The organism is Enterobacter cloacae complex sp. P43RS (genome assembly GCF_014930585.1).
GTDB lineage: Bacteria > Pseudomonadota > Gammaproteobacteria > Enterobacterales > Enterobacteriaceae > Enterobacter > Enterobacter bugandensis.
The window spans coordinates 765,656-778,991 of sequence record NZ_JADBRJ010000001.1 but is presented as its reverse complement, the minus strand read 5'-3'; the positions used below and the strand labels follow the sequence as shown (position 1 = coordinate 778,991).

Genomic DNA, 13,336 nt, shown 5'->3' with positions numbered 1-13,336 from the left:
TTGCCCATCCCGAGCGTGATGTTGTTCACAAAATACTCATTGCATAACACCAAAGCGGGGAGCGAGGGATGCTGATTTTGATCAAAAAATGGCATAACGATTAAACAAAAATGACAAAATTCCTGAAACCTTTCAGCGGACGCGCGTTTACCCTGTTTAACGCGCGCCTGAAGAAAATTAAATGCGGAAATGGCCGGCGGTTTCAGCAAGGTCGCCCGCCTGGCTTTGCAATGCGCTGGCGGCCGCGGCGGACTGCACCACCAGCTCGGCATTCTGCTGCACCATTCTGTCGAGATGGGTCACCGCATGGTTGATCTCGTGAATGCCTTTCATCTGCTCGCTGGTGGCAATCGAGATCTCGCGCATGATGCCGGAGACGCTGCCGATGCTGGAGCGGATCTCATCCATGCTTTCCCCGGCCAGATGCACGTAGCGCGAGCCGGTGGCTACGCTGTCGGTGGTGGAGTCGATAAGCGATTTGATCTCTTTCGCCGCCTGGGCGCTGCGGCTGGCGAGGTTCCGCACTTCACCGGCAACCACGGCGAACCCGCGGCCCTGCTCACCGGCACGCGCCGCCTCGACGGAGGCGTTCAGCGCCAGAATGTTGGTCTGGAAGGCGATGCCGTCGATCACGCTGGTGATATCGCCAATCTTAGCGGACGCCACTTCGATGGACTGCATGGTGCTGATGGCTTGCGAAACCACTTCACCGCCGCGCGCTGCGGCCGCAGAGGCCTTGCTGGCCTGGTCGTTGGCTTCTGCTGCCGATTCATTCGACTGGGTGACAGAGGCGGTGATCTCTTCCACGGCGCTGGCGGTTTCGCGAAGGCTGGATGCCGCCTGCTCGGTACGGCCTGAAAGATCCTGGTTACCTGCCGCAATCTCCTGCGCGGCGTTTTTCACCGAGGCGCTGGCGTCGCGGAGCTGAACCATCACCACCGAGAGCTTATCGCTGAAGGCGTTAAACGCCTGCGCAATTTGCGCCACTTCGTCATCGCCGCTGTCCGGCAGGCGCTGGGACAGATCGTTAGTGCCGTTGGCAATGTTGTGCATCGCGTCACGAATGTCGGACAGGCGCTTCAGCAGGCGGGCAATCAGGACGTGAACAATGGCGCCGCTCAGGAGTGCGAGGATCACCAGCGAAATCGCCGACGCTTTCAGCAGGGAACGCATGCCGGAGGTGGCATCGCTGCTGTCGAGGGCGACGACCAGGAGCCAGTTCGTGCCCGGCACGGCTGAGGCGATAAAGGTTTTTTCCTCGTCATTCAGCGTTCCGTCGACCGGATTACCGCTCTTCAGCGCCGCAAGGTCGATGCCTTTGATCGTCTCGGCAAACGGCTTCAGCGTCAGGGCCGGCTCGTTGGCGGCAATCACCGTGCCGTCGCTGTTCAGAAGCAACCCGCTGCTGGCCGGCGTGGGGTGGATCCCGCGCACGTTCGCCACCACGCTATCCATGGCGACATCGCCCGCCACCACCGCTTTCAGAGCGCCATTCTCTTTCACCGGCACGGCAAACGTGACCACCAGCTTCCCGGTCCCGGCATCAACGTAGGGTGCCGTTACCACCGGGCCGTCCGCGCTCACCACCTGTTGATACCAGGGACGAACGGTGGGGTCATAATCCGCCGGGACGCCTGTCGGGTCGGAGAATTTCGCCGTCTTGCTGGCGTAGCCCACGTAAACGTTGGTGAAACCGCCCGCCTGGGCAAGCTGCTTAAACACCGGAACCGGATCGTCAGCCAGCGCGATGCTCTGCGCGGAGGTAATCACCGTCATTTTGCTTTTGACCCAGTCGGCAATCGCCATGTTGTGGCTGGCGCTGGTGCTGGTCAGAATATCGCGCTGGGACTGCTGGTTATCCTGGCGCGTGACCTGGAAGTTAATTACGGTATTGAGAAGAAGGGCGACGACGAGGCAGCCTGTCGTCGCGGCGATAATGCGTGCGCGAATGGATCTGAACATAAGTGAAATACCTGCTGTGTTGTTTCCATGCCTATCGGCAACCACGCAGGTAAACTTGATGCTGAAACCGCGTCCATAAGAAAATAATATTTTTACGGGGTTATTATTAAAAAGTTAATACTTTATCTGCGGTCAGCGTCCATTCGGCCAGTTCAACCAGCGTACCGATTTCTACGCCCTCGATCAGCGGCAGCCCGGTAATGCCGCGCCCGTCGGTGCAGGTCTTACAGAGTTTTACCGGCACGTCCTGCGCGGTCAGGATCTCCAGCATCTGCTGAATGTTGTAGCCTTCCGCCGGTTTTTGACCCTTCAGCCCGGCGGTCACGGCATCGGACATTAAAAATATCCGCAGTACCAGGTCGCTCTCTTTTTCGCGTAGCGCGATCGCCAGGCGCAGGCTGTTGAAAAGGGATTCGCTGCCGTAGGCCGCACCGTTGGCGACGATCACAATCTTCTGCATGTTGACTCCTGTTTTTATAAAGGCACGAATATTGCTTAATTTCCCCGGAGTTTCGCTGTCCGGGAGAGTAAGCATGACATTAATGGCCGGCATTTCGCCAGGTGCAACCGAATGGCTCCAGCGCGCAAGGCGGATGCGCCGGGAGCAGCTCAGCAGGCTGGCGCAGCTGAACGTGCTGGTGCGCGGAATTAGCCAGCTGGTGCATATGCTCCAGTGCGAGCGCGGCGCATCTAACGTCTGGCTCTGCTCACAGGGTAAGCTCTATGCGCCTGAATGCAAAGCCAGCCGGGCACTGGTGGACGAAAACCTTGCTGAACTGAACGACATTCTTGGAAAACAGTCCGCCTTTCCGGGAAGCGCCGTTTGCGAACGTATCGGCAATGCGCTGCTCACGCTGGAGACGCTTCCCGCACTGCGCGACGGTGTAAATCGGCAAACGCTGACGGCTCCGCAGGCAATGGAGCACTACACCCGCATGCTGCGCCACCTGCTCAGTATCGTACCGCAGCTTAATGACAGCATTGACGACCCGCAAATCGCGGGCCGTTTCGTCGCGCTATATAGCCTGATGCAGGGGAAAGAGCTGGCGGGACAAGAGCGGGCCCTGGGGGCAATTGGCTTCACGCAGGGCTTTTTCGATGATGTGACCCGCCAGCGGCTGGTTGACCGCATTGACGGGCAGCAGGCCTGCTTTGAGATCTTTCTCTCCCACAGCCAGGCCGACGTGCAGACTTCGTTCTCGCTTAATTGTCAGCCCGATCGTGAGACGGAGCAGCTCCGGCGCGTGGCCTGTACCCGCCAGCCTGCCGCAGACAATGGCCATACCGCACTCGCCTGGTTTGCGCTGCAAACGGCGCGGCTGGAGCATCTGCGCGCGCTGGAGGAGACGATCATCGCCGATCTGATGGTCGCGGTGGATGAGCGTATTCAGCGCGACGAGGCGTACCCGCTTCCCGGGGATGAACAGGACGATCCGCTGGCGCACTACCCGGATAAACCGCTGCTGACCCTGGTTCGCCAGCAGGCACGAGAGATAGAGCAGCTTTCCCGCCAGCTCGCGTCGCTGCGCGATACGCTTGAGGAGCGCAAAACCATTGATAAAGCCAAAAGCGTGCTGATGACCCACCAGAACATGAGTGAAGAACAGGCCTGGACAACGCTGCGCAAAATGGCGATGGACAAGAACCAGCGCATGGTCGATATCGCCCGCGCGCTGCTTACGGTGAAGAGCGTCTGGCAGGTAACACCAAAGGAGTAGCTGCACAATCAGCGGGCATTTTATGCCTGATTGAGGTGCGTGAACGCGGGCAAAACCCGGTTTTCGGCCCTGAAAGAGGGTCTTTAAACCTGGCACTGGCTTTGCATTATTTAATTAACCATTTTTGACGGTGCGCCAACGGCGGTGCATTTGTCTTCGGGATAAAGGCGTCCAGCGGTGCTTCGGCACGGCGGGCGCTTTTTTTTGGCTTTTTTTCGGGAGCGGTTATGGCGGATTTGTCGAGACGGCGATTTTTGCAGGCCAGCATGCTGGCGAGTGGCGCAGCGCTGTTACCGGGTATTATGCAGGCTGCCTGGGCGGCTGGCTCAGATAAACCGGAACAGGAGACGGTGCGCGTCGGGTTTATCCCGCTGACCGACTGCGCGCCGGTGGTTATCGCAGCGTTAAAAGGCTTTGATAAAAAATACGGTATCACCATCGTTCCCACCAAAGAGGCGAGCTGGGCGGCGGTGCGCGACAAGCTGGTGGCGGGAGAACTGGACGCCGCACACATTCTTTACGGTCTGCTGTACGGGCTGGAGCTGGGCATCGCCGGCAAGCCGCAGCAGATGGCGAACCTGATGACGCTCAATCAGAACGGCCAGGCCATCACGCTTTCAAGCGATCTGGCGGAGAAGGGCGTTCGCGATCTCGACGGGCTGAAAACGCTGATCGGGCAGCAGGCGCCGGGAACCTACACCTTCGCGCACACCTTCCCGACCGGGACGCATGCCATGTGGCTTTACTACTGGCTGGCCAGCGCGGGCATTAACCCCTTTGACGACGTGCGCACGGTGGTGGTGCCGCCCCCGCAGATGGTGATGAACATGCGCATCGGCAACATGGTGGGCTTCTGCGTCGGCGAGCCGTGGAACGCGCGGGCGATTAACGACCGTATCGGCTTTACCGCCGCCACGTCGCAGTCCATCTGGGCCGATCATCCGGAAAAGATCCTCGGCACGCGTCGCGACTGGGTGGAGAAAAAACCGCACGCCGCCCGGGCGCTGGTGAGCGCGGTGCTGGAGGCCGCGCGCTGGATCGAGGCGTCCCCGGAAAACAAACGCGAAACCGCGCAGATCCTCTCCCGCCGGGCGTGGCTCAACTGCAAAGAACAGTATCTCACCGGGCGCATGCTCGGCGAGTACGACAACGGCCTGGGCCAGCGCTGGCAGGACGCGCACCCGATCCGCTTCTTCAACGAGGGGGCTGTGAGCTACCCGTATCTCTCCGACGGCATGTGGTTCTTAACCCAGTTCCGCCGGTGGGGCTTGCTCAAAGCCGCGCCGGACTACGCGGGCATTGCGCAGCGCATCAACCAGACCGCGGTCTGGCAGGATGCCGCCACCGCCGTCGGCGGCATGTCCACGCCGTCATCACCGTACCGCAGCAGCACGCTGATGGACGGCACCGTCTGGAACGGCACCGATCCGGAAGGGTACGCCAGCCGTTTCGCCATTCACCGTAAAGGGGCCTGATTATGCCGCATCTGCAAAACACGAAACCACAAGAGACGCCAGAGAGCGGGGAAGTGATTGTCCTGCCTCCGGTACAGGTTCGCCGCCGCCCGCCCGCGTTAGCGCGCCGGATGAACGACTTTTTCCAGCGCGTTATCCCGGCGCTGCTCGGCCTCGGGCTGCTGGTGGTGCTCTGGCAACTGGCGGCGATAAACAGCAAAGGCTTCCCGACGCCGCTCAGCACGCTTGATTCCGCCATTACCCTGTTTGCCGACCCGTTTTATCGCGACGGGCCTAACGATATGGGCATTGGCTGGAACGTGCTTGCTTCACTGCAGCGCGTCGCCATCGGCTTTGGCCTGGCAGCGCTGGCGGGTATTCCGCTGGGCTTTTTGATTGGCCGCTTCACCTTTTTCTCGCGCATGTTCAACCCGCTGATTGCGCTTCTGCGGCCGGTCAGCCCGCTGGCCTGGCTGCCCATCGGCCTGCTGCTGTTCCAGAAAGCGGAGCCCGCGTCGAGCTGGACCATTTTCATCTGCTCTATCTGGCCGATGGTGATCAACACCGCCGAAGGCGTGCGCCGCATTCCGCAGGACTACCTCAACGTCGCCCGCGTATTGCAGCTTTCCGAGTGGACGATCATGCGCCGCATACTCTTCCCGGCTGTGCTACCTGCTGTGCTAACCGGGGTGCGCCTCTCCATCGGCATCGCCTGGCTGGTGATTGTCGCCGCTGAGATGCTCACCGGGGGGCTGGGTATCGGCTTCTGGATCTGGAACGAGTGGAACAACCTCAACGTCGAAAACATTCTGATCGCCATCGTCATCATCGGCGTGGTCGGGTTGCTGCTGGAGCAGGGGCTGATGCTGATCGCCCGTCGCTTTAGCTGGCAGGAAAAATAAGGAGCGAACATGAAACCATTAATTCAGGTCCAGGCCGTGAGCCAGCGTTTTTCCACCGCCAGCGGCGAGTTTCTGGCGCTGCAGAATGTCTCTTTTGATATCCACGAGGGCGAAACCGTGAGTCTTATCGGCCACTCCGGCTGCGGCAAGTCGACGCTGCTTAACCTCATCGCCGGGATCGCGCTGCCGACGGAAGGCGGGCTGATTTGCGACAACCGCGAAATCGCCGGGCCGGGGCCCGAGCGCGCGGTGGTATTCCAGAACCATTCGCTGCTGCCGTGGCTGACCTGCTTCGACAACGTGGCGCTGGCGGTGGATCAGGTGTTCCGTCACACCATGAGCAAGGCCGAGCGCAAAGAGTGGATCGAGCACAACCTCGACCGCGTGCAGATGGGCCACGCGCTGCACAAGCGTCCGGGGGAGATCTCCGGCGGCATGAAGCAGCGCGTCGGGATTGCCCGCGCGCTGGCGATGAAGCCGAAAGTGCTGCTGATGGATGAGCCGTTCGGCGCGCTGGATGCGCTGACGCGCGCCCATCTGCAGGACTCGGTGATGCAGATCCAGCAGGCGCTGAACACCACCATCGTGCTCATTACCCACGACGTGGACGAGGCGGTGCTGCTCTCCGATCGCGTGCTGATGATGACCAACGGCCCGGCGGCCACCGTCGGGGAGATCCTCCGCGTTGACCTGCCGCGCCCGCGCAACCGGGTGCAGCTGGCGGACGACAGCCGCTATCACCACATGCGCCAGCAGATCCTCCATTTCCTCTACGAAAAACAGCCGAAAGCGGCGTAACGAGGGGGCGCTGATGCGACTGGTCATTATCGGGAATGGCATGGCGGCAACCCGGCTGATTGCTTCGCTCACCGGGCGAGCTTCCGGTCGGTTCGCTATCACCGTCATCGGTGACGAGCCGGAGCATGCCTATAACCGCATCCAGCTTTCGCCGGTGCTGGGAGGGGAAAAAACGGCTGCGGGCATCTGCCTTCAGGATGACCACTGGTACCAGGAGCGCGGCGTGACGGTGCTGCGGGGCGAAAAGGCACTCGCCGTGAACGTGGACGCGCGGGAAGTGCAAACCACCGCCCGCACGCTGGGCTGGGATGCGCTGGTATTTGCCACCGGGTCAACGCCGTTTGTGCCGCCGATTCCTGGGGGCGATGCGCCGCACGTCTTCACGTTCCGTACCCTGGAGGATACCCGCGCCATTCAGGCGATCGCCGGTCCGGCGGTGGTGCTGGGGGGCGGCGTGCTCGGCGTAGAGACGGCGGCAGCGCTGGCTCGTTCAGGTGACAACGTCACGCTCGTTCATCGCGGCCCGTGGCTGATGGAGCAGCAGCTGGACCAGCAGGCGGGCGTACTGCTTGAAGAGGCGCTGGCGGCGCGGGGCGTGCGCTCTGAACTCGCCTCCGGCATCGCGGCGATTAACGGGAATAGCGTGACGCTGTTCAACGGACGCCGCGTCGCCGCCGCGCGCGTGGTGCTGGCGACAGGCGTGCAGCCCAACGTCGCACTGGCGCAGGCCAGCGGTGTTCGCTGCGCGCGCGGCATCGTGGTGGATAGCCAGATGCGGACCTCCGCACCGGACGTCTACGCCATTGGCGAGTGCTGCGAAATTGACGGCCAGACCTTTGGCCTGGTCGCGCCCTGTATGACGCAGGCGGATATTCTCGCCGCGCGGCTGGCGGGTGACACAGCCGCGCCGTTTGCCCTCACCGACAACGGCGTGCGCCTCAAGGTGACGGGCGTGGAGCTGTTCAGCCTCGGGCGCGCGACGGTGCAGGAGGACGACGTGGTCTGGAGTTCCTGGGATCCGCTAACCCGTCACTATCGTCGGTTACTGATCCATCAGGGTGCGCTGGCTGGCGTGCTGCTGATGGGCGACTGCCGCAGCGCGGCAACATTTACCGATTTACTGGCAACGGCTGCGCCCGCACGCGCGGACTGGCTGTTCGATCGTTTCACTACGCAACCGCAGGTTGCAGGACAGAACGCTATGACAAAACCTACTCTGGTGGTGGTTGGGCACGGTATGGTCGGCCATCATTTTCTCGAAGACTGCGTTAACCGCAATCTGCATCAGCAGTATCAGATCGTTGTCTTTGGTGAGGAGCGCTATGCCGCCTATGACCGCGTGCATCTGTCGGAATACTTTGGCGGCCGAAGCGCGGCGTCGCTCTCGCTGGTGGAGGGGGAGTTCTTTGCCGATAACGGCATTGAGCTGCGCCTCTCGCAGCAGATCGTCGCTATCGATCGCGACGCGCGCGTGGTGCGTACCGCCAGCGGGCATGAGACCCACTGGGACAAGCTGGTGCTGGCGACCGGCTCATATCCGTTCGTACCGCCGGTGCCGGGCAACGATCTGCCGGGCTGCTTTGTCTACCGCACCCTTGACGACCTGGACAACATAGCGGCCCACGCGGCGGGCTCGCGTCGTGGCGTGGTGATTGGCGGCGGCCTGCTTGGGCTGGAGGCGGCGAATGCCCTCAAGCAACTCGGGCTGGAAACGCACGTGGTGGAGTTTGCGCCCAATCTGATGGCGGTGCAGCTTGATAATGACGGCGCGGCGATGCTGCGCAGGAAAATCGAGGCGCTGGGCGTTGGCGTTCACACCAGTAAGGCCACCACGGAAATTGCTGCGACGGACGACGGGCTGGTGCTGCGCTTCGCCGACGGTGAACAGCTGGAAACGGACATGGTGGTCTTCTCTGCCGGTATTCGTCCTCAGGACGCGCTGGCGCGCAGCAGCGGGCTGGCTGTCGGCGAGCGCGGCGGGATCTGCATTGATGACGCCTGCCGGACCTCCGATTCGAACGTGCTTGCCATCGGTGAATGCGCCCTGTGGGAGGGGAAAATCTTTGGGCTGGTGGCGCCGGGCTACCAGATGGCGCGCGTGGCCGCCGCCGCGCTCGCGGGCGAAGATAAAACCTTCACCGGGGCAGATATGAGCACTAAGCTCAAGCTGCTCGGCGTGGACGTGGCGTCGTTTGGCGATGCTCAAGGGCGCACGCCGGGGGCGCTAAGCTACCAGTGGACGCACGGCCCGCAGCAAATCTACAAGAAAATCGTGGTCAGCCACGACGGAAAAACGCTGCTCGGCGGCGTGCTGGTGGGCGATGCCAGCGAATACGCCACGCTGGTGCAGATGATGCTTAACGGCATCAGCCTGCCGAAAGAGCCGGAAACGCTGATACTACCCACGTTGTCAGGCAGCGCGCCAAAAGCGCTGGGCGTGGCGGCGCTGCCGGAAAGCGCACAGATCTGTTCGTGTCATAACGTCAGCAAAGGCGATATCTGCCGGGCGGTGAGCGCGGGCGCAGCGGATATCGGCGCCGTTAAGCAGTGCACCAAAGCGGCGACCGGCTGCGGGGGCTGCAGCGCGCTGGTGAAGCAGGTGATGGAGTTCCAGCTTGCCGAGCAGGGCGTGGAGGTGAAAAAGGACATCTGCGAACACTTTCCGTACTCGCGCCAGGAGATTTACCACCTGGTTCGCGTCAACCATATCCGCACCTTCGACCAGCTTATCAGCCGTTACGGTCAGGGCCACGGGTGCGAGATCTGTAAGCCGCTGGTGGGGTCCGTGCTGGCCTCCTGCTGGAATGAGTATCTGCTCAAACCGGCGCACCTGTCGTTGCAGGATACCAACGACCGATACTTCGCCAATATCCAGAAGGACGGGACGTATTCCATCGTGCCGCGCATGCCCGCAGGAGAAGTGACCGCCGACGGGCTGATCGCCATCGGCCAGATTGCGAAACGCTACGGCCTGTACAGCAAAATCACCGGTGGGCAGCGTATCGACCTGTTTGGCGCCACCCTGGAACAGCTGCCGGAGATCTGGCAGGCGCTGGTGGAGGCCGGGTTTGAAACCGGGCACGCTTACGGGAAATCCCTGCGCACGGTGAAATCCTGCGTCGGGTCGACCTGGTGCCGCTACGGCGTGCAGGATTCCACTGGTCTCGCAGTCAGGCTGGAGCACCGCTACAAGGGCCTGCGCGCCCCGCACAAAATCAAAATGGCCGTTTCCGGCTGCACCCGCGAGTGCGCGGAGGCGCAGAGCAAGGACGTGGGGGTGATTGCCACGGACAAAGGCTGGAACCTCTATCTGTGCGGCAACGGCGGGATGAAGCCTCGCCATGCGGATCTCTTCGCCAGCGATCTGGATGACGAAACGCTGATCCGCACCGTCGACCGTTTCCTGATGTTCTACATCCGCACGGCGGATCGCCTGCAGCGCACCAGTACCTGGATGGACAACCTGGAGGGCGGCCTCGACTATCTGCGTGAGGTGATCCTCAACGACAGTCTCGGCATCGCCCACGAGCTGGAGCAGGAGATGGCCCGGGTAGTCGAGACGTACCAGTGCGAATGGCAAACCACGCTCAACGATCCTGACCGCCTGGCGCTGTTCCGCACCGCGGTGAACGTCGCGCCGTCGGACGAAAGCAAGCGCTGGCAGGAAATCTGCGGCATTGACGATATCCCGGAGCAGGCGGGCATTGGCGCGCGTCTTGGCCGTAAACCGATCGCGCTGTTCCGCTTTGGTCAAACTGTTTATGCCCTGGACGACCTGGAGCCGGGCAGCAGTGCGAATGTGCTGTCACGCGGCATCCTCGGCGATGCGGCGGGCGAACCGGTGGTTATTTCTCCGCTCTACAAGCAGCGCATTCGCCTGCGCGACGGCTGTCAGGTGGAGAGTGGCGAACCCGCGGTGCGCGCCTGGCCGGTCAAAATTGAAAATGGCAAGGTGTGGGTCGGCAACGAAGAGCTGGTGATGCGCGCGGAGGCCTCATGACGGAAACCAGGACAACGTGCCCCTACTGCGGGGTCGGCTGCGGCGTGATCGCCAGCGTGGAGGATGGAGCGGTCAGCGTTCGGGGGGACGACACCCACCCTGCAAACTTTGGCCGCCTGTGCGTGAAAGGATCGGCCCTGGGGGAGACGACGGGCTTGCAGGGGCGATTGCTGTACCCCGTTGTCGATGGACTTGAGGTGGACTGGTCCCAGGCGCTGAACGCGGCGGGCGAGCGACTGCGGGAGATCATCGACACATGGGGGCCACGGGCGGTGGCGTTTTATGCCTCCGGCCAGCTGTTAACCGAGGACTACTATGCCGCCAACAAGCTGATGAAAGGGTTTATCGGCGCGGCGAACATCGATACCAACTCCCGGCTCTGCATGTCCTCGGCGGTGGTGGGCTACAGGCGCGCCTTTGGCGAAGACGTGGTGCCGTGCAGCTACGAGGATGTGGAAAATAGCGATCTGGTGGTGCTGGCAGGCTCGAACGCGGCCTGGACGCATCCGGTGCTCTATCAGCGCCTGGTGCAGGCAAAGCACATCAATCCGCAGATGAAGGTGGTGGTGATTGACCCGCGTAAAACCGCTACCTGCGATATTGCCGACCTGCATCTGGCGCTTAAACCCGGCAGCGACGCCGGGCTGTTTGTGGGGTTGCTCAATCTGATCCAGGGCACCGATGAGTGGCCGATTGCCCGCGTGGCGGCGTTTTGCGACCTTCCGGCAGAGGATATTGGTACCTTTTACGACTGGTTTGTTACCGTGCCTCGCGCCATTACGCTCTACACCATGGGGATCAACCAGTCCTCCAGCGGCAGCGACAAGTGCAGCGCCATCATTAACGTGCATCTTGCCAGCGGGAAGTTCAACCGTCCGGGCTGCGGCCCGTTTTCGCTGACCGGACAGCCAAACGCCATGGGCGGCCGGGAAGTAGGCGGGCTGGCGAACCAGCTGGCGGCGCATATGAGCTTCGAGCCGGACGATCTTTCGCGGGTGGCGCGTTTCTGGGGAACGGAACGGCTGGCGCAGACGCCGGGGCTGATGGCGGTGGAACTGTTTGACGCCATCGCCCGCGGCGAGGTGAAGGCGGTGTGGATCATGGGCACCAATCCTGCCGTGTCGCTGCCGGACAGCCACGCGGTGTGTCAGGCGCTGGCGGCCTGTCCGCTGGTGATTGTCTCTGAGGTGATGAAAGATACCGACACCAGCCGGTTCGCCCATATCCGTTTTCCGGCGCTGGGCTGGGGGGAGAAGGACGGCACGGTGACCAATTCCGAGCGGCGCATTTCGCGCCAGCGCGCGTTTCTGCCCGCGCCGGGTGAGGCGAAGCCGGACTGGTGGATCGTGGCTCAGATTGCAAAACGGCTGGGCTACGGCGAGGCCTTTGCCTGGCAACATCCGCAGGAGATTTTTTGCGAACATGCGGCGCTGACGGCGTTTGAAAATGACGGCGCGCGGGCGTTGAACCTTCAGGAACTGGCGGGGTTAACCCGTGAAGCGTGGGAGACGCTTGAGCCGTACCAGTGGCCGACGGGGAATTTATCGCGCCGAAACGTAGTGCCTGTCGATCCGCTGCCGCACGGCGCGACGGCTACCGCGCTATACCCGGCGATCCTCAACACTGGCCGTATCCGCGACCAGTGGCACACCATGACCCGTACGGGATACGTGCCCCGGCTGATGCAGCATATCGCGGAGCCGTTTGTTGAGGTCTGCGCCGCAGACGCCATTCGGTTTTCACTATGCGACGGCCAGCTGGCGCGGATCGGCTCGCCGCGCGGCGTGATGGTGGCCAGAGTACGAATCAGCGACGGAATACGGGAAGGCGAAGCGTTTGCCCCGATGCACTGGAACGCTGAGTTTGCCCGCCAGGGAAAGGTTAACGCGCTGGTGGAAGGGCGCATCGATCCGGCTTCCGGGCAGCCGGAGAGTAAGCAAACCGCCGTCAGAATCATGCCCTGGCAGCCCGCCTGGCAGGGGGAGCTCTATGCCCGGGAATGGCCGGAAATCCCCTCTTCGGTTCACTGGTGGCGTAAAGCCTCGCGAATGACGATAGCGGGTGAAAAGCCGCTGCTGTCGTGGGTCATGGACTATGCCAGCGGCCGGGGCTGGCAGCTGCAGGTTGCGCAAACCGGGGAACGCAGCAGCGTGCTGGCCTGGCATAACGGCCATCTGATGCTGGGTTTCTGGGAAGGCACCGCCTTGCCCGATCTGGCGCACCCGGTGATAGAAGCCGCTTTTCAGTCACCACCCTCGACTCCCGCAGAACGCCATGCGCTGCTGAACGGGCAGGGCGTGGGGAAGGTTACAGATCCGGGGCGCATCATCTGCAGCTGTTTCAGCGTTGGAGAAAACGCGATACGGGAGGCGATTGCCGGAGGCTGCGGTTCCGTTACCGCGCTGGGGGCGACGCTACGGTGCGGCACGAACTGCGGTTCGTGCGTGCCTGAGCTCAAAACAATGTTTCAGGAAATTCCGGAAAATTCCCCGTAAAGCTGCA

General features: G+C 62.1%; 8 protein-coding genes. 6 read left to right on the top strand and 2 right to left on the bottom strand.

Translation table 11 applies throughout. From position 1 onward, the window contains the following. Window positions 1-177 precede the first annotated feature (177 nt). On the bottom strand, window positions 178-1,962 hold the full coding sequence (locus tag IM294_RS03700; protein WP_126818566.1) for a methyl-accepting chemotaxis protein: 1,785 nt from the start codon (window positions 1,960-1,962) through the stop codon (window positions 178-180). Between the two features lie 106 nt (window positions 1,963-2,068). Continuing rightward, entirely contained in the window at window positions 2,069-2,422 is a 354-nt protein-coding gene (locus IM294_RS03695) for a DsrE/DsrF/TusD sulfur relay family protein (protein WP_028013455.1), read from the bottom strand. A gap of 73 nt (window positions 2,423-2,495) precedes the next feature. On the opposite strand from IM294_RS03695, the gene nasR reads away from it, so the two are divergent. From nasR to IM294_RS03665, 6 genes are all read left to right on the top strand, one after another. Further along, complete coding sequence (nasR, locus tag IM294_RS03690; protein WP_126818565.1) at window positions 2,496-3,680, top strand: nitrate regulatory protein NasR; 1,185 nt, start codon at window positions 2,496-2,498, stop codon at window positions 3,678-3,680. Window positions 3,681-3,907: 227 nt separating this feature from the next. Continuing rightward, window positions 3,908-5,155, top strand: a complete 1,248-nt coding sequence (locus IM294_RS03685; RefSeq protein ID WP_126818564.1) for a CmpA/NrtA family ABC transporter substrate-binding protein — start codon at window positions 3,908-3,910, stop codon at window positions 5,153-5,155. A gap of 2 nt (window positions 5,156-5,157) precedes the next feature. After that, window positions 5,158-6,036: a nitrate ABC transporter permease gene (ntrB, locus tag IM294_RS03680; RefSeq protein WP_028013452.1), complete on the top strand. Its 879-nt coding sequence runs from the start codon at window positions 5,158-5,160 to the stop codon at window positions 6,034-6,036. A 9-nt stretch (window positions 6,037-6,045) separates the two neighbouring features. Continuing rightward, window positions 6,046-6,834 (top strand): ABC transporter ATP-binding protein, encoded by a 789-nt coding sequence (locus IM294_RS03675; protein ID WP_045630583.1) that lies wholly within the window; start codon window positions 6,046-6,048, stop codon window positions 6,832-6,834. A gap of 13 nt (window positions 6,835-6,847) precedes the next feature. Continuing rightward, window positions 6,848-10,834 carry a nitrite reductase large subunit NirB gene (gene nirB / locus IM294_RS03670; RefSeq protein WP_126818563.1) on the top strand — a complete coding sequence of 1,329 codons (3,987 nt, stop codon included), beginning with the start codon at window positions 6,848-6,850 and terminating at the stop codon, window positions 10,832-10,834. Next, complete coding sequence (locus IM294_RS03665) at window positions 10,831-13,329, top strand: nitrate reductase (protein ID WP_126818562.1); 2,499 nt, start codon at window positions 10,831-10,833, stop codon at window positions 13,327-13,329. The genes nirB and IM294_RS03665 overlap by 4 nt, the downstream gene beginning before the upstream one ends. Window positions 13,330-13,336 lie beyond the last annotated feature (7 nt).